This window comes from Streptomyces flaveolus (assembly GCF_014648815.1).
In the GTDB taxonomy this organism is placed as follows: Bacteria; Actinomycetota; Actinomycetes; order Streptomycetales; family Streptomycetaceae; genus Streptomyces; species Streptomyces flaveolus.
The window spans coordinates 75,380-92,545 of sequence record NZ_BMRV01000021.1 but is presented as its reverse complement, the minus strand read 5'-3'; the positions used below and the strand labels follow the sequence as shown (position 1 = coordinate 92,545).

Sequence of the window (17,166 nt, the reverse complement as noted above, 5' to 3'; positions counted from 1 at the left end):
GCGCTCAGTGGCGCCCCGCCACCCGGTCCGCCAGCAGTGCCAGCCGGGACGACGACGCGCGGTGCGTCGTGCGCTCCCGCCGGTCCGCCTCCCGGTACACGGCGTACATGCCCTGCACGCCCAGCCAGCGCAGCGGCTCCGGCTCCCAGCGGCGCACCCGGTGCCCCACCCACGGCAGTCCGGTCAGCTCGGTGCCACCGCCCTCACCCGAGTCCCGCCGCACCAGGTCTCCCAGGGTGCGCCCGGCCAGGTTGGCGGTGGCCACCCCGGAACCGACGTACCCGCCCGCCCAGCCCAGCCCCGTCGACCGGTCCAGGGTGACGGTCGCGCACCAGTCGCGCGGCACCCCCAGCACCCCCGACCAGGCGTGCTCGATCCGCAGCCCGGCCAGGGAGGGGAAGAAGCGGACCAGGATCTCCCGCAACGCCTCGACGGTCGCCGCCTGCGTGGAGCCGTCGTTGTCGGTGCGGGAACCGAAGCGGTACGGCACCCCGCGCCCGCCGAGCGCGATCCGGCCGTCGGCGGTGCGCTGCGCGTACATGTAGGCGTGCGCCATGTCGCCGAGGGTCTGACGGCCCGCCCAGCCCACCGACTCCCACTGCTCGTCGGTGAGCGGCTCGGTGGTGATCATCGAGGAGTTCATCGGCAGCCAGGTCCGCCGCTGGCCCTTGAGCGAGGCGGTGAAACCCTCGGTGCAGCGCAGTACGTAGGGCGCCCGGACGGTGCCGTACGGCGTCACCGCCTGCCGGGGCCGGATCTCCGTGACCGGCGTCGACTCGTGGACCGTCACCCCGAGGCGCTCGACGGCCGCCGCGAGTCCCTTCACCAGCTTCACGGGATGCAGCCGCGCCCCGTGCGGCGTCCATGTCGAACCGACGGCGCCCGCCACCCTGATCCGCTCCGCCGTCTCCCGGGCCCCGTACAGCTCCCGGTCCTTCTCGCCGAACGCCAGCTCGGCCTCGTGGAACGCTTTCAGCCGGGCCGCCTGCGCGGGCGTGCACGCCACTTCCAGCACCCCGCCCTTGTGGACGTCGGCGTCGATGCCCTCCTCCGCGGCCGCCCGGATCACCTCGTCCACGGTGTCGTTCATCGCCCGCTGCAGCCGCACCGCCGCCTCGTGGCCGTGCAGCTTCGCGTACCGGTCGCGGCCCGCGATGCCGTTGTACAGCCAGCCGCCGTTGCGGCCGGAGGCGCCGTAACCGCAGAACCTCTGCTCCAGGACCGTGATCCGCAGGGACGGCGCCGCCTTCTTGAGGTAGTACGCCGTCCACAGTCCGGTGTAACCACCCCCGACGATCACCACGTCCGCCGACGCGTCCCCGGCGAGCGGCTCCCGCACCGCCGGGAGACCGTCGTCCGCGTACCAGTAGGAGATGCCACCGTTCACGACGCCGCTGCTCGGGCTGCTCATGGGCAGGACGTTAGCCCTGGTGAAGGGCCGCTGTCTGCTTCGGATTCCGTTGAATTGCGACGCCCGCGGCGCTCCCGCTGAGCACGAAAAGCACCTGACCGCGCCGCCGCCCGCCGGTACCGTCACCGGACGTGATCGACGTTCCGGACGCCCTCGCGGCATCCCAGGCGAAGTACAACGGGGAAGCGGGCCGCGCCTTCATCGACGCCCTGCCCGAGCTGGCCGCCGGCTTCCTGGACCGCTGGCGACTGCGCCTCGACGGTCCCCCGATGCACGGCTGGGCGGCCCTGGTGCTGCCCGTCGTCCGCGGCGACGGCACACCGGCCGCGCTCAAGCTCCAGATCCTCGACGAGGAGACGGCGGGCGAGCCCCTCGCCCTGCGCCTGTGGGACGGCGACGGGGCGGTACGCCTGCTCGACCACGATCCCGCCACCGGCACCATGCTGCTGGAGCGCCTCGACCCGACCCGCACGCTCGGCCACGTCGAGGACTCCCGCGCGGCGGTCCTCGTCGTCGCCCGGCTGCTCGCCCGCCTCACCGCCACGCCCGCTCCGCCCGGCCTGCGGAGCCTAGACGACATCGCGCGGGCCATGCTGGAGCGGACGCCCTGGGCCCTGGCCCGCATCCCCGACCCCGAGGCCCGCCGCCTGGTCACCGACTGCGCCGCCGCCGTGCGCGAGGTCGCCGGCGAGCCCGGCGACCGGCTGCTGCACTGGGACCTGCACTACGAGAACGTCCTCGCCTGCGACCGCGCCCCCTGGCTCGCCATCGACCCCAAACCGCTGGCCGGCGACCCCGGCTTCGACCTCCTCCCCGCCCTCGACAACCGCTACGACCCGGCCGAGACCCGGTGGCGCTTCGACGCCCTGACCGACATCCTCGGCCTGGACCGCGGACGGGCCCGCGCCTGGTCCCTCGGCCGCGTCCTGCAGAACCTCCTGTGGAACGTGGAGGACGGCGACCCGCTGGAGGCGGAGCAACTGGAGATCGGACGCCTGCTGCGGACGTGAGCGGCCCGGCACCGGAACACGACAACGGCCCCCGCCTGTCGCAGGCGGGGGCCGTTCCGTCACCGAGCCCCCTGTCGGATTCGAACCGACGACCTTCGCTTTACAAGAGCGGCGCTCTGACCAGCTGAGCTAAGGAGGCAGGCATCGCGCGGCGGCGCGCGCGGAGGCTGCTCCACTGTACACAGAGCCGGTGAACGATGGGATTCGAAAATTTCGGCGAAGTTCACAGGGCCACAGGTACTGACAGATCACATGAACGCCGGGTACCGTCCTGAGCCAGTTCACCCGCGTGGACTACACCAACCACCTTCCTACAACGGATCGTCCGGCACGTTCCTGCCGGTAGAAGGGGGCCCATTCATCATGGCCACAGTCCAGTTCGACAAGGCGACCCGCGTGTACCCGGGTTCCGACAAGCCCGCCGTCGACGGTCTCGACATCGACATCGCGGACGGCGAGTTCCTCGTCCTGGTCGGCCCGTCCGGCTGCGGCAAGTCCACCTCGCTCCGCATGCTCGCGGGGCTCGAGGACGTCAACGGCGGCGCCATCCGCATCGGCGACCGCGACGTCACCCACCTGCCGCCGAAGGACCGGGACATCGCCATGGTGTTCCAGAACTACGCGCTGTACCCGCACATGACGGTCGCCGACAACATGGGCTTCGCGCTCAAGATCGCCGGCGTCAACAAGGCGGAGATCCGGCAGAAGGTCGAGGAGGCGGCGAAGATCCTCGACCTCACCGAGTACCTGGACCGCAAGCCGAAGGCGCTCTCCGGTGGTCAGCGCCAGCGTGTCGCGATGGGCCGCGCGATCGTGCGTGAGCCGCAGGTGTTCCTCATGGACGAGCCGCTGTCCAACCTGGACGCCAAGCTCCGTGTCTCCACCCGCACCCAGATCGCCTCGCTCCAGCGCCGTCTGGGCATCACCACCGTCTACGTCACCCACGACCAGGTCGAGGCCATGACCATGGGCGACCGCGTGGCGGTGCTCAAGGACGGTCTGCTCCAGCAGGTCGACTCGCCGCGCAACATGTACGACAAGCCCGCGAACCTCTTCGTCGCCGGCTTCATCGGCTCCCCGGCCATGAACCTGGTCGAGGTGCCGATCACCGACGGCGGCGTGAAGTTCGGCAACAGCGTGGTCCCGGTCGGCCGCGACGCCCTGAAGGCCGCGTCCGACAGGGGCGACCGCACGGTCACCGTCGGCGTCCGCCCCGAGCACTTCGACGTGGTGGAGCTGAACGGCGGCGCCGCGGCGTCCCTGACCAAGGACTCCGCCGACGCCCCGGCCGGTCTCGCGGTCTCGGTCAACGTCGTCGAGGAGACCGGCGCCGACGGCTACATCTACGGCACGGTCGAGGTCGGCGGCGAGACGAAGGACCTCGTGGTCCGCGTCAGCAGCCGTGCGGTGCCGGAGAAGGGCGCGACCGTGCACGTCGTGCCGCGGCCGGGCGAGCTCCACGTGTTCTCGTCCTCCTCGGGCGAGCGCCTCTCCGACTGAGGACCCGACCGGTGTGTGCCGGGGGCGGACGTCCCCGGCACGGGTGAATTCCCCCCGCAGTGACGAGAAGGGCCCCGCAACCTGCTGCGGGGCCCTTTTCGTTGTCGACAAATACCCCGGCACAACGGACGTTTCGAGCAGTGTGCGTCAACGCCTTACCCATTTTCGGGCCTTGCTATGTCACCCGAACCGGTGACTAAATGTCGCCAAATCATCACCGGGCGCTACCCTCACTCGCGTGAAGCACTCCGTGAAGCACTCCGCCACCCAGCAGACGCGAAGCGGCCGGGGCCCCGCCCGCCGGATCGGCCGTTCTCTCGCCTTCGTCCTGCCCGTCGTCCTGGTGCTCTCCGGGACCCTCGCGGTCACCCGGGTCAACTGGTCGGGGGATCCCTCGAACTCGGTGCTCACCGCGTCCGACGCCTCCGCCGCCGGGGCCTCCTCGCGCGCCGCGGCCCGCGCTCCGCACGAGGTGCTGCGCGACCGGCTGCTGACCGAGCTTCAGGAGGAGGACCCGGGCGTGGCCCTCACTCACCTCCAGCAGGCCGTCGACGAGCGCCCGTCGCTGGCCAAGCACTGCGCGTCCATCGCCCGCGCCCTCGGCCGCGCGGCCGTCAAGGTCTACGGCCCGACGCGCGCCCAGTCGTACGCGCGCCCCGTCTGCGACACCGCCTTCGCCTCGGGCGTGCTGGCCGCGCACCGCTGAGCGCCCCACGGCCGAGCACCCCCACGGGGCCGACGGGACGCCACGTACAGTTCGGGTCATGACCGATCCGAACGCCGCGTCCCGCCGCCCCGTTCAAGCCGTCGTCCTGGCCGGCGGACAGGGTTCCCGCCTGCGCCCGTACACCGACGACCGGCCCAAGCCGATGGTCGAGATCCCGGGCACCGGAACCCCGATCATCGGCCATCAGCTCGCCTGGCTCGCCGAGGAGGGCGTGACCGACGTGGTGGTCTCGTGCGGCCACCTCGCCGAAGTGCTCCAGAAGTGGCTGGAGACCGCCGACCTGCCGCTCTCCGTCACCACCGTGGTGGAGCCCGAGCCCCTCGGCCGCGGCGGCGGCCTCAAGTACGCCGCCGCGCGTCTCCCCCACCCGGACCGGCCCTGGTACGCCACCAACGGCGACATCTGGACGCGTTTCTCCCTGCGCGACATGGCGGACTTCCACACCGAGCGGGACGCCGTCGCGACCCTCGCCCTGGCCCGTCCCCGGCTGCCCTGGGGCGCCGTGCAGACGGACGGCTTCGGGCACATCACGGACTTCATAGAGGCGCCCCCGTCGACCTTCGAGATCAACGCGGGCGTCTACGTCTTCTCGCCCGCCTTCGCCGAGATGCTCCCGGAGCGCGGTGACCACGAGCGGACGACGTTCCCGCGGCTGGCCCGCGAGCACCGGCTGGCCGGCTTCCCGATCCCGCAAGGCTCCTACTGGCGGGCGATCGACACCGCGAAGGACCTGACGGAGGCGGCCCGCGAACTGGCGGCCCTGGCCGGCCGCTGAGCGGCCCGCCGGCTACGGAAGCGGTCGCTGCCACCTCACCGTCCCGCCGTGCGAGCGACGTTCCGTGCCCAGCGCCGCAGGCGCCGCCTTCACGGTCACACCGCAGCTCAGCTGCGCCCATTCCGAGGACCGGCCGGCCCGGGTCCGTGGTCGGCCCTTCCGGCCAGCCCCTCCGCGAGGTGGGCCAGCCAGCCGCTCGGAGAGTACGGCGGCGGCGGGTCGACGTCCATCCCCAGCTCCGCCATTGCGAAGCGTGAGGCGGGCGACCAGTTGCGGGTCCGTGGTGGCGGTGCAGTCGCGTACGGCCGCGACATGGTCCGGGAACCCGCCCGGCATGTCCTGCGAGAGCCAGCCACCGGGGAACTGGGCCTACTCGGGGAAGCGGGCGTGCCGCTCCCAGTGGGTGCGGGGCCCGGCCGGGGTCGGGACCACGCCCTCCTGCGCGCCGGCGAGCCGCTGAGCCCCCACGGCGACGGGTCCCGCACGTCATCCGTGCGGGACCCGTCGTCGTACGCGCCCTGGGCTGGCGCGGCGGCCCCGGCCTAGCCCAGGAGACCGCCCACCAGACGGCCGCCCGGCTGGCCCGTGGAGGAGGAGCCGCCGTCGCCGTCGCCGCTTCCGGTGGAGCCGGTGGAGCCGTCCCCGCTGCCCCCGGTGGCGGTGCCGCCGGAGGTCGGACCCGCGGTGGTGCTCGGGGCCTCTCCGGCCGGGGAGGTCCGCTGCGGCGGGGCCTGACCCGTGGTGCCCTGGGTCTGGCTGGGGGCGCCGCCGGGGGTGGTGCCGCTGTCGCCGGTCGCGCCCGGCGTGGTCTCCTCGCCCTCGGAGGGCGTGGCCGCGCCGGCGGTGGCGCCCTCGGTGGATGCGGAGGAGGAGGCCTCCGGCGTCTTCTCCTTCCGCTCGCCGGGCTCCTGGGGAAGCGGGGAGCCGGGGAGTTCGTTGCGCGGGCCCTCGCCGGGTCCGGGCACGACCACGCGGTCGGCGTCGCGTACGGCACCGCCGAGCAGCGAGCCGACGAGGAGGGTGACGCCGGCGACGAGGAAGGTGATGAGGGCGCCGCGGCGCAGCACGTAGCGGCGCAGGTCCCAGATGTCGGCGCGGGGGCCGAGGCGGCGCCAGGCACCGCCGGCGAGACGGCCGTCCACGGAGTAGACGGGCGCGCCGGCGATGATCAGCGGGGACCAGGCGGCGAGGTAGATGATGTCGGGCGCGTCGTAGACCGGGGTGCTCTTCCAGCTGACGGTGACCAGGAGCGCGGCGGACAGGATCGCGCCGATGACGGCGGCGACGCGCTGCCAGCAGCCCAGGACGGTCAGGACGCCCACGATGACCTGGAGGAAGGCGATGACCAGGCCGGACCCGACGGGGTGCTCCAGGGCGAACTGGCGCAGCGGTTCGGCGACGTCCCAGGGGTGCAGGGTGTTGAGCCACTTGACCATGGACCCGCGCTCGCCGCCGTCGAAGTAGACGGGGTCGCAGAGCTTGCCCATGCCGGCGTAGACGGAGATGAAGCCGAGGAAGACGCGCAGGGGCAGCAGCACCACGCCGAGGTTGATGCGGCGTCCGGGGTAGTAGGCGTGCCGTGCCGGATCGTCGGCGTGACGCCTGGTGCGCGGTTCCGTGTCCGTGCCGTCGCCGTAGTCGTGACCGGCGGGGGACGGGCCGAAGTCGTCGTCGCCGTAGGCGGGTTCGCCGTAAGCGGGTTCGTCGTAGGCGCTGCCGACGGTGCGCATGGCGGGCAGCAGCCGGGTGCCGTCGCGGACGGGGCCGCGCTGGGCGCCGACGAGTGGGGCCTCGAGGGGCTGGGTGTCGGGCCCGTCGTCGAAGTCGTCGTACGGGTCGTAGCCGGGGCGCCCGCCCTCGCCGACGCGCGGGATGACCTGGGTGGCGCCGGCGTCGGCGAGCGGGTCCTCGGTGTGACGGCCCGCTCCGGCCCGCACTGCCTGGAGCAGTCGGTGGGCGCCGGTGTCGTCCGGGTCGGACCGGCCGCTCCAGACGACGGGGCGGCGCCGGGCGGGCGTGGGGACCCCCGTGCCGGCGACGGGCATGCGGGCGGTGTCCTGGGTGGCGCTCAAGTGCCGCGCGATCCGCGGGGACCGGGTCCGCCGCGCGGAGGCACCGAGCTGCACGCGGAAGCTGGCGTGATTGACGATGACCTGGGCCGGATCGCTCGGCACCTTCACCATGCTCAGCGCGGGAGCTTCGTCGTAGCCCGACGAGCGGTCCCCCGTGGGTGTGCGGGGTGTTCTGGTGTCCACGCTCATCTAACCGAGTGATGTGTCGTTAGGACACTGCCTCGGCCCGCCGGATCTGTCCGGACCGCGTCAAGCTTGTCCGGGCCACCCGGAACGCCCCGTTCGGGGGACCGCATCGAACGCGCGATCCCCCGACCGCCGTCAGGCGCGTCGGCGCGCCGCCTCGTAGAGCACGATCCCCGCCGCCACACCGGCGTTGAGCGACTCGGCGCCACCGGGCATCGGGATCCGCACCCGGAAGTCGCAGGTCTCGCCGACCAGGCGCGACAGGCCCTTGCCCTCGCTGCCGACGACGATGACCACGGGCCCGCCCAGGGCGTCCAGGTCGCCGAGCTCGACCTCGCCGTCGGCAGCGAGGCCGACGACCGTGATCCCGGCCTTCTGGTACGACTCCAGCGCCCGGGTGAGGTTGGTGGCGCGGGCCACCGGCGTACGGGCGGCCGTACCGGCGGACGTCTTCCAGGCGCCCGCGGTCATGCCGGCCGCGCGCCGCTCGGGCACGACGACGCCGTGGCCTCCGAAGGCGGAGACGGAGCGGACGACGGCGCCGAGGTTGCGCGGGTCGGTCACGCCGTCGAGGGCGACGATCAGCGGGTCCGCGCCCTCGTCGTGGGCGGCGGCGACCAGATCCTCGGGGTGGGCGTACTCGTACGGCGGGACCTGGAGGACGAGACCCTGGTGGTTGAGCCCGTTGGTCATCCGGTCCAGTTCGGGCCGCGGCGCCTCCATGAGGTTGATGCCGCCGCGCTCGGCCGCGAGCTGGAGCGCCTCGCGCACCCGCTCGTCGTTGTCGATGAACTGCTGGACGTAGAGCGTCGTGGCGGGCACGCCCTCGCGCAGGGCCTCGTAGACGGGGTTGCGGCCGACGACGAGTTCGGACGTCGACCGGCCGCCCCCGCGTCGCTGCTGGGGGCGCCCCGTGGCACGGCGGGCCTTCGCGTTCGCGGCGCGCTGCTTGGCGTGCCCCTTGCGCATCTCGGCGGGAGGCGTCGGCCCCTTGCCTTCCAGGCCCCGGCGTCGCTTGCCGCCGCTGCCGACCTGCGCGCCCTTCTTGCCGGACATGCGGCGGTTGTTCGCGGCCATGAGTTACCTGTCTCGCTCTCTACGTCTTCACGGGAGTGTGGGTGGTGCTTGCGTCTTATGCAGTGTGCCGCCCGGGAGGCCGGGCGGCACAGTCGATCTTCCGGGACCGAGGAGGTTCAGCGGGAGCCGAGGCTCCAGCGGGGCCCCTGCGGGCTGTCCTCGATGGCCAGCCCCGACTCCTTCAGCCGGTCGCGGATGGCGTCCGCGGTGGACCAGTCCTTCCGTCCCCGGGCGGCCTCCCGCTGGTCGAGGACGAGGCGTACGAGGCTGTCGACGACGTCGTGCAGGTCCTCGCCCTTCTCGCCCTCGCCGGCCCAGTGCGGCGCCTGCGGGTCGAGACCGAGCACGCCGAGCATCGCACGGACCTCGGCGAGGCGGGCGACGGCGGCCTCCTTGTCGTCGGCGGCCAGTGCGCTGTTGCCCTGCCGGACGGTGGTGTGCACGACGGCGAGCGCCTGCGGGACGCCCAGGTCGTCGTCCATCGCCTCGGCGAAGGCGGGCGGCACCTCGGCGGCGGGCTCGACGGTCCCGCCGGCCAGCTCGGTGACGCGCTGCACGAAGCCCTCGATCCGCGCGTACGCCGACTCGGCCTCGCGCAGGGACTCCTCGCTGTACTCGATGGTCGAGCGGTAGTGCGGCGTGCCCAGGTAGTACCGGAGCACGACCGGGCGCCACTGCTTGACCATCTCGCTCACGAGCACGCTGTTGCCGAGCGACTTCGACATCTTCTCGCCGCTCATGGTGACCCAGGCGTTGTGCACCCAGTACCGGGCGAAGGCGTCGCCGAAGCCCTTGGCCTGGGCGATCTCGTTCTCGTGGTGCGGGAAGATCAGGTCGATCCCGCCGCCGTGGATGTCGAACTCGGTGCCCAGGTACTTGTGCGCCATGGCGGAGCACTCCAGGTGCCAGCCGGGCCGCCCGCGTCCCCACGGCGTCTCCCAGCTCGGCTCCCCGGGCTTGGCCGCCTTCCACATGGCGAAGTCCCGCGGGTCCCGCTTGCCGGTCTCGCCCTCGCCCGCGGGCTGGCGCAGTTCGTCGATGTCCTGGTTGGACAGCGACAGGTACCCGGGCAGGGACCGTACGTCGAAGTAGACGTTGCCCTCGGCCTCGTAGGCGTGCCCGCGCTCGATGAGGCCGCGCATCATCTCGACCATCTCGGTGATGTGGCCGGTGGCACGGGGCTCGTAGGTGGGCGGCAGGCAACCGAGCGCGGTGTAGGCGTCGTTGAACGCCCGCTCGTTCTCGTACCCGATGGACCACCAGGGGCGGTTCTGCTCCGCCGCCTTTCTGATGATCTTGTCGTCGATGTCCGTGACGTTGCGGATGAACGTGACGTCGTAGCCGCGGTACGCGAACCAGCGGCGCATGATGTCGAAGTTCAGGCCGGAGCGGATGTGCCCGATGTGCGGGGCGGCCTGCACGGTGGCACCGCACAGGTAGATCGAGACACACCCGGGCGTGAGGGGGGCGAAGTCACGGATCTGCCGGGCGCTGGTGTCGTACAGGCGAATAGTCACGAGTCCAGGGTAGTGGCCCCCGGGCAGTGCCACGGGCGCACGGCCCGCTTGTTCACCGCACCGAATCCTTCGGAGACGACGCCCGTCCCTCACCCGGCCGAACGCGAGGGCGACGGACACCGCGTGTCCGGCCGAGCCGCGGCCTTCGTCCACCCCTCACCCGACCGAGCCCGGAGGCGACGGTCACCGCCCGGCCGACCGAGCCCGGAGGCGACGGTCACCGCCCGGCCGACCGAGTCGGGTGGTGGGTGGGCGCAGGCCGGGGTCCAGGGGCGGAGCCCCCCGCGGCCACCGTGGCACGGGCCGTGCCCGTCACCCCACCCGCACCACCAGCGCCGTGGCGATCGCCATCAGCCCTTCCCCCCGCCCGGGAAACCCGAGCCCGTCCGTCGTCGCCCCCGACACCGACACCGGCGCCGACACCGCCTCGGACAACACCTTCTCCGCCTCCGCCCGCCGCTTGCCGATCTTCGGCCGCGGCCCCACCACCTGCACCGCGACGTTCCCGATCCGGAAACCGGCCGCCCGCACGATCCGCGCGGCCTCCGTCAGCAGGGTCACCCCCGACGCCCCGGACCACTCCGGTCGCCCGGTGCCGAAGTGCTGCCCCAGGTCACCGAGCCCGGCCGCGGAGAACAGCGCGTTGCACGCCGCGTGCGCGACGACGTCCGCGTCGGAGTGCCCGGCCAGCCCGGCCCCCTCGCCCTCCCACTTCAGCCCCGCGCACCACAGCTCGCGCCCGTCCTCGAAGGCGTGGATGTCGGTACCGATCCCGACCTGCGGCAGCACCAGGGGAACGTCCGCCTCAGAACCCATCGTTCAGCCTCCGGCGCGCCAGGACCGCCTCCGCGAGCACCAGGTCGAGAGGCCGCGTCACCTTGAACGCCTCCTCGTGCCCCGGCACGACCATCACCGTCTGTCCCAGCTGCTCGACCATGCTCGCGTCGTCGGTGACGTCACCGGTCACCGTCTCGTGGGCCCGCACCAGCGTGGCCCGGTCGAAGCCCTGCGGCGTCTGCACCGCCCGCAGCCGTGCCCGCTCCGGCGTCGCCACCACGGGTTCCGGCTCGCCCGGCACCGCCGCGGGCTCGACCTGCTTGACGGTGTCGGCGAGCGGCAGCGCCGGCACCACGGCGGGCGCGCCGTCCCGGACGGCCTCGATCACGCCGTCCACCGTGTCCACCGGCACCAGCGGCCGGGCCGCGTCGTGCACGAGGACGATGTCGTACTCCGGCGGCAGCGCGTCCAGGCCGAGCCGTACGGACTCCTGCCGTGACTCGCCGCCGGGGACGACGAGGAAGTCGGTCCGCTCGGGCAGGGCGTGCGCGTCGAGGAGGCTCTTGACCTCGGCGGCGCCGTCGGGCGGGGCCACGACGACGACCAGGGAGACCGCGCGGGACGCGGCCATCGCGCGCACCGCGTGGATGAGCATGGGCGTGCCGCCCAGGGCGCGGAGGGCCTTCGGGGCGCCCGGGCCGAGGCGTACGCCGCGGCCGGCGGCCGGGATCACGGCCGCGGTCCGGGCGTTCGTACGGGCGCCGGCGGGCGGCTGCGCGGGCGAGGGGCGCGATTCGTCAGACATCGGTTCCTGTCAGGTTTGTGTGCTCGACCTAGTTGGGTATGGCCTCACCGTGCCGGGCGCGACGCCTTGACCGGACCCTTCCGTGACCCCGGTCGAGCCTGCAGCCCGGGCCCGGCACGCCAGGACCGGGGGCACGTCTCCCGGGATGAGCGTACGAAGGCGTACGGCGTCAGGGTATGAAGATGCCGCAGCGCCCGGCGACAGCAAAGATGTCATCGGGCACCGCGGCATTTCCGTGCGCTGAACCGAGTGGGCCTGATTCGAGCGGCCGGTGGGCCGTGTCTCGCGTCAGGTCACGCGAGGGTTCGCCTCAGGAGGCGAGCACCTCGTCGAGCAGGGCCTCCGCCTTGTCCTCGTTGGTGTTCTCCGCGAGAGCGAGCTCACTCACCAGGATCTGGCGGGCCTTGGCGAGCATGCGCTTCTCACCTGCGGAGAGTCCGCGCTCGCGCTCACGCCGCCACAGGTCGCGTACGACTTCCGCGACCTTGATGACGTCGCCGGAGGCGAGCTTCTCCAGGTTTGCCTTGTAACGACGCGACCAGTTCGTGGGCTCCTCGGCGTACGGCGCGCGCAGCACCTCGAAGACCCGGTCCAGCCCGTCCTGACCGACCACATCACGCACGCCGACGAACTCCGCATTGTCCGCTGGCACACGTACCGTCAGGTCACCCTGGGCGACCTTCAGCACCAAGTAGGTCTTGTCCACGCCTTTGATCTGGCGAGTTTCGATAGCCTCGATCAGCGCGGCCCCGTGATGGGGATAGACCACGGTGTCGCCAACCTTGAACGTCATGTGACAGGTACCCCTTCCGTGGCTATCCAGGGTAACACGGATACGGCGTCTTCTGAATGGCGTTTTCGCAGGTCAGGGCATATCTCGGGGCTTGACAACAGCAACAGGAACGTGCTGCGCCGGGTGAGCGGAAGAAGGTATTCGCAGGTCGGAGCGGCTCTTACGGCCGGGCGAAACGTGCACGTCACACACGCCGAGAGGACCCCCCGAACGCCCGAAGATCCCCATATGTCCGGTTCCATGCGTGCGACTTCCGCTACTCCGTTCGGTGCCCGGCGCGGGCTTCCGGACGAATCCGGAATTGATCACCGGCGCGCCCGGCCGGCCCCGTCGGTGATCAATTCCGGGTCCGCCCGCACATTCCTTCACGCAGAATTCGTGCGCGGGCAGGGTGCCGGTATGACGGCGCTTCTTATCCGAATGGCGGATGAGCGCCTGTTGACTCTGCGTACCAATGTGACGCCTGATGCCAGTGCGCCGGGTGCCCTCCTGGTGCGGCCGGCCGGCTGCGGAACTGCCGCCTGCCGGGCGAAGCCGAGCACCTCCGGGGAGGGTCGGGTGCGGCGGCCCGGGAACGGCTCGGTAACCTAAGGCCGCTGACAGTCACTTAGGGCGGCTTTATCCGTTGCCGCCGCCTCGCTCGAGTCCAAGGAGTTGCCGCCGCCGTGAGCAGCAGCCTTCGACGCGGTGCCCTCGCCGCCGCCGCCATCGCGTTCTCGATCGCCTCGCTCGCCGCGTGCGGTGCCGGTCACAACGCCCAGACCCTGGAGATCAAGCCGGACAACGCGGCCACCTCGGTGGGTGACCTCAAGATCCAGAACGCGCTGGTCATCACGCAGCCCGACCTGGAGTCGACCGGCCCGGCCGTGGTCTCCGCCACCCTGTTCAACAGCGGTTCGACCGACCAGACGCTGGATTCCATCACCGTGGCCGGCAAGACCGCCGAGCTCAAGCCCGCCAAGGGCGGCAAGGACCTGACCGTCCCGGCCGGCGGTTCCCTGATCCTGGGCGGCAAGGACAACGCCTCCGCGGTGCTGCCCAGCAGCCGCGAGGCCATCCAGGACGGCAACGCGCAGAAGGTCACCTTCGCCTTCAGCAAGACCGGTGACGTGAGCCTGCGCGCCTTCGTCGTCCCGGCCGAGAGCTACTTCTCCTCGTGGGGCCCGGCCGACGTCCCGGCGGCGCCGGGCGCGTCGGCGGAGCCGTCCGCGGAGGCCTCCGGGGAGCCGGCCGCCGGTGAGACCTCGGGCGCCCCGGCCGACGGCGCGTCGGCAGGCGCGACCGACGGTGCCTCGGCGGACGCGACCGGTACGGCGACCGACTCCGAGGCGCAGGAGGAGACGGCCGGCCACTGAGCCCCGTACAGCGCAGCACGCGGTACGCCGAAGGGCGGGACCCCTGAGAGGGAGTCCCGCCCTTCGGCGTACCGTCCGGCGGTCCGGAAAGGGGCCGGGGCCGGTCCGGCTACGGCTCGAACTTGTAGCCGAGCCCGCGTACCGTCACCAGGTACCGCGGCGCGCCCGGGTCGGGCTCGATCTTGGCGCGCAGCCGCTTGACGTGGACGTCGAGGGTCTTCGTGTCACCGACGTAGTCGGCGCCCCACACCCGGTCGATCAGCTGCATGCGGGTCAGCACGCGGCCGGCGTTGCGCAGCAGCATCTCCAGCAGGTCGAACTCCTTCAGCGGCAGGTCGACCTTGGTGCCGCCGACGGTCACCACGTGCCGGTCGACGTCCATGCGGACCGGCCCGGCCTCCAGTGCGGCGGGGGTGACCTCCTCCGGCTCGCCGCGACGGCGCAGGACGGCCCGGATGCGGGCGACCAGCTCGCGCGAGGAGAAGGGCTTGGTGACGTAGTCGTCGGCCCCTATCTCCAGCCCGACGACCTTGTCGATCTCGCTGTCCTTGGCGGTCACCATGATCACGGGTACGTTCGAGCGGCCGCGCAGCTGACGGCACACCTCGGTGCCCGGCAGGCCGGGCAGCATCAGGTCGAGGAGGACGAGGTCGGCGCCGTTGCGCTCGAACTCGTCGAGTCCGTCGGGCCCGGTGGTCGCGACGGCGACCTCGAAGCCCTCCTTGCGGAGCATGTAGGACAGGGCGTCGGAGAAGGACTCCTCGTCCTCGACGACGAGCACACGGGTCACGGAAGGACCTCCGGGGCGGGAAGCGTTTCGTACGGGGATGTATGGGGGGTGGTGGGGGCGGACCGTCCGTCGCCGGCGATCTCGCCGTGCTCCACGTGTCCCAGGTCCATCTGTTCCACCTGGTCCATGTGGTCGGCGTCGTGGGCGGTCCGCCGTGCTGCGCGGTCGCGGGCGGTGCCCGACTCCGGCAGTCGCAGGGTGAACGTGGAGCCCTGGCCTTCGGCGCTCCACACCGTGACCTCCCCGCCGTGCGAGGCGACCACGTGCTTGACGATCGCGAGACCCAGGCCGGTGCCTCCGGTGGCCCGGGAGCGGGCCGGGTCGACGCGGTAGAAGCGCTCGAAGACGCGCTCCTTGTCCTTCTCGGAGATCCCGATGCCCTGGTCGGTCACGGCGATCTCGATCAGGTCGCCGCCGGGCGCGCTGACGCGCCGGGCCGCTATGCCGACGCGGGTGCGGGCGGGCGAGTAGTTGACGGCGTTCTCGACGAGGTTGCCGAGAGCGGCGGCGAGCTGGCCGCGGTTGCCGCGGACGTGCAGGTCCGCGGTGCCTCCGGCGGCCATCGTGATCTGTTTCGTGCCGGCCGCCTGCCGGCAGCGGTCGATGGCCTCGGCGACCAGCTCGTCGACCCGGACGGGCTCGGCGTCGTCCAGCGGGTCGTCGTTCTGGACCCGGGACAGGTCGATGAGCTCCTGCACGAGGTTGGTGAGCCGGGTCGCCTCGATCTGCATGCGCCCGGCGAACCGCTCCACGGCCTCCGGATCGTCGGAGGCGTCCATGACGGCCTCGGAGAGCAGGGAGAGCGCGCCGACCGGCGTCTTCAGCTCGTGGCTCACGTTGGCGACGAAGTCGCGCCGCACGGCCTCGATGCGGCGGGCCTCGGTCAGGTCCTCGACCAGCAGCAGCACCAGCCGCGACCCGAGGGGCGCCACACGCGCGGACACGGCGAGTGCCTCGCCGCGCCCGGTGCCCCGCCTCGGCAGATCCAGCTCGACCTGCCGTATCTCCCCGTCCCGCCGTGTGTCCCGGGCCATCTGCAGCATCGGCTCGACGGCGAGCTTGCCGCCCCGGACCAGGCCGAGGGCGTACGCCGCCGAGCTGGCCTTGACGACTCCGTCGGCCTCGTCGAGGACGACGGCGGAGGACCGCAGCACCGACAGGACGGTGTCCACGCCGGGCGGGAGCACCGGGTCCGTGTGCAGGGAGGTGCGGGTGGGGCGCTTCTGGTCGCGCTCGCTCCAGCGGAACGCGAGCATGGCGATGACGCCGGTGAGTACTCCGGCGATCGCTGCCGCTGCGGCGACCGCCGCGTTCACGTCCATGAGTCCAGGTTAGGCATGGCGAACGTCCCGGCATCAGCCATCGGGGTGCGACCTCGAACACTCGTCGCCCGAAGTTCACCTTGGAGCCAGGGCCGGTTCACTTGGGATGCCGGAAACGGACGCGTACGGGCCGGAGCGTGTAAGCGTGGGGGTGCGGCGAGGGGTTCGAGCCCCCTCCTAGGACGTACGAGAGGGAACCTGATGCGGGACGCGTACCACGAGGAACTGGACTCGATCGGCGACAGTCTGGTGGAGATGGCCCGGTTGGTCGGGTCGGCGATCGGGCGCGCCACGACCGCCATCCTCGACTCCGACCTGAAGCTGGCCGAGCACGTGATCGAGGGCGACCAGAAGGTCGACGAACTCCAGCACGAGCTGGAGGCGAAGGCCATAGCCCTGCTGGCCCGGCAGCAGCCGGTGGCGACGGACCTGCGGATCGTCGTCACGTCGCTGCGGATGTCGGCCGACCTGGAGCGCTCGGGCGACCTGGCCCAGCACGTGGCCAAGCTGGCCCGGCTGCGCTACCCGGCGCGTGCGGTCCCGCACGACCTGCACGCCACGATCCTGGAGATGGGCCAGCTCGCGCAGCGCCTGATGGCGAAGGCGGCCGAGGTGATCATCACCAAGGACGTGGACCTGGCGCTCCAGCTGGAGCAGGACGACGACGCCATGGACCTCCTGCACCGCACCCTCTTCCAGCACCTGATGGACGACCGCTGGAAGCACGGCATCGAGACGGCCGTGGACGTGACCCTGCTCGGCCGCTACTACGAGCGCTACGCCGACCACGCCGTCGCGGTCGCCAAGCGGGTGGTCTACCTGGTCACGGGCGAGCACGCGGACGAGCTCCAGGCGGACATCCAGCCGGTGACGGGGGTGGAGGGGGCCTGACGGCCGTGTCGCCGGGCGGCGGGTCGTGCCGGCGGATGCCCGCGGGTCGGCCGCCCGGGCGCATCGAGTCGACGCCTGGGCGCATCGAGCGGCCTCCCGGGGGCGCGCGAGAGCGCCTCAGTGCGCCGTTGATGCGACCAGGGCTCCGGGCTTCCAAT

Annotated in this window: 15 protein-coding genes and 1 tRNA gene; 6 read left to right on the top strand and 10 right to left on the bottom strand. The window is 72.3% G+C overall.

Features of this window, described 5'->3' with window-relative positions:
• Positions 1–4: 4 nt before the first annotated feature.
• Positions 5–1,411, bottom strand: coding sequence for an NAD(P)/FAD-dependent oxidoreductase (locus IEZ05_RS33355; protein WP_189234046.1), 1,407 nt, complete (start codon positions 1,409–1,411; stop codon positions 5–7).
• Between the two features lie 131 nt (positions 1,412–1,542).
• On the opposite strand from IEZ05_RS33355, the gene IEZ05_RS33350 reads away from it, so the two are divergent.
• The gene (locus tag IEZ05_RS33350) at positions 1,543–2,421 is read left to right on the top strand and encodes an aminoglycoside phosphotransferase family protein (RefSeq protein ID WP_189234045.1); all 879 of its coding nucleotides are present in this window, start codon (positions 1,543–1,545) and stop codon (positions 2,419–2,421) included.
• 65 nt (positions 2,422–2,486) lie between these two features.
• Here IEZ05_RS33350 and IEZ05_RS33345 read toward each other — a convergent pair.
• A tRNA-Thr gene (locus IEZ05_RS33345) sits at positions 2,487–2,560 on the bottom strand.
• A 224-nt stretch (positions 2,561–2,784) separates the two neighbouring features.
• Between IEZ05_RS33345 and msiK the strand changes: the two genes are divergently transcribed.
• The 3 genes from msiK (at position 2,785) to IEZ05_RS33330 (ending at position 5,423) form a co-directional block, all read left to right on the top strand.
• Positions 2,785–3,921, top strand: a complete 1,137-nt coding sequence (msiK, locus tag IEZ05_RS33340) for a diacetylchitobiose ABC transporter ATP-binding protein MsiK (RefSeq protein WP_189234044.1) — start codon at positions 2,785–2,787, stop codon at positions 3,919–3,921.
• A gap of 250 nt (positions 3,922–4,171) precedes the next feature.
• Entirely contained in the window at positions 4,172–4,627 is a 456-nt protein-coding gene (locus tag IEZ05_RS33335; protein ID WP_189234070.1) for a hypothetical protein, read from the top strand.
• 58 nt (positions 4,628–4,685) lie between these two features.
• Complete coding sequence (locus tag IEZ05_RS33330; protein WP_189234043.1) at positions 4,686–5,423, top strand: nucleotidyltransferase family protein; 738 nt, start codon at positions 4,686–4,688, stop codon at positions 5,421–5,423.
• A gap of 542 nt (positions 5,424–5,965) precedes the next feature.
• Here IEZ05_RS33330 and IEZ05_RS33320 read toward each other — a convergent pair.
• The 6 genes from IEZ05_RS33320 to IEZ05_RS33295 form a co-directional block, all read right to left on the bottom strand.
• Entirely contained in the window at positions 5,966–7,684 is a 1,719-nt protein-coding gene (locus tag IEZ05_RS33320) for a DoxX family protein (protein WP_189234042.1), read from the bottom strand.
• 132 nt (positions 7,685–7,816) lie between these two features.
• Positions 7,817–8,758 (bottom strand): 23S rRNA (guanosine(2251)-2'-O)-methyltransferase RlmB, encoded by a 942-nt coding sequence (rlmB, locus tag IEZ05_RS33315; RefSeq protein ID WP_189234041.1) that lies wholly within the window; start codon positions 8,756–8,758, stop codon positions 7,817–7,819.
• A 116-nt stretch (positions 8,759–8,874) separates the two neighbouring features.
• Positions 8,875–10,275 (bottom strand): cysteine--tRNA ligase, encoded by a 1,401-nt coding sequence (gene cysS, locus IEZ05_RS33310; RefSeq protein WP_189234040.1) that lies wholly within the window; start codon positions 10,273–10,275, stop codon positions 8,875–8,877.
• A gap of 312 nt (positions 10,276–10,587) precedes the next feature.
• Positions 10,588–11,091, bottom strand: a complete 504-nt coding sequence (ispF, locus tag IEZ05_RS33305; protein ID WP_189234039.1) for a 2-C-methyl-D-erythritol 2,4-cyclodiphosphate synthase — start codon at positions 11,089–11,091, stop codon at positions 10,588–10,590.
• Positions 11,081–11,857, bottom strand: coding sequence for a 2-C-methyl-D-erythritol 4-phosphate cytidylyltransferase (gene ispD / locus IEZ05_RS33300; RefSeq protein WP_189234038.1), 777 nt, complete (start codon positions 11,855–11,857; stop codon positions 11,081–11,083). The genes ispF and ispD overlap by 11 nt, the downstream gene beginning before the upstream one ends.
• Before the next feature lie 310 nt (positions 11,858–12,167).
• A complete protein-coding gene (locus IEZ05_RS33295) occupies positions 12,168–12,650 on the bottom strand; it encodes a CarD family transcriptional regulator (RefSeq protein WP_003953493.1) in 483 nt (160 codons plus the stop codon).
• Between the two features lie 665 nt (positions 12,651–13,315).
• Here IEZ05_RS33295 and IEZ05_RS33290 point away from each other — a divergent pair.
• Complete coding sequence (locus tag IEZ05_RS33290) at positions 13,316–14,005, top strand: DUF461 domain-containing protein (protein ID WP_189234037.1); 690 nt, start codon at positions 13,316–13,318, stop codon at positions 14,003–14,005.
• Positions 14,006–14,114: 109 nt separating this feature from the next.
• Here the strand turns inward: IEZ05_RS33290 and IEZ05_RS33285 are convergent, their stop codons facing one another.
• Both IEZ05_RS33285 and IEZ05_RS33280 read right to left on the bottom strand, forming a co-directional pair.
• Complete coding sequence (locus tag IEZ05_RS33285; protein ID WP_004929857.1) at positions 14,115–14,795, bottom strand: response regulator transcription factor; 681 nt, start codon at positions 14,793–14,795, stop codon at positions 14,115–14,117.
• The gene (locus IEZ05_RS33280) at positions 14,792–16,117 is read right to left on the bottom strand and encodes a sensor histidine kinase (protein WP_189234036.1); all 1,326 of its coding nucleotides are present in this window, start codon (positions 16,115–16,117) and stop codon (positions 14,792–14,794) included. Before IEZ05_RS33280 ends, IEZ05_RS33285 begins: the two co-directional genes overlap by 4 nt.
• Before the next feature lie 201 nt (positions 16,118–16,318).
• On the opposite strand from IEZ05_RS33280, the gene phoU reads away from it, so the two are divergent.
• Entirely contained in the window at positions 16,319–17,008 is a 690-nt protein-coding gene (phoU, locus tag IEZ05_RS33275; RefSeq protein ID WP_189234035.1) for a phosphate signaling complex protein PhoU, read from the top strand.
• The last annotated feature ends 158 nt before the right edge of the window (positions 17,009–17,166 follow it).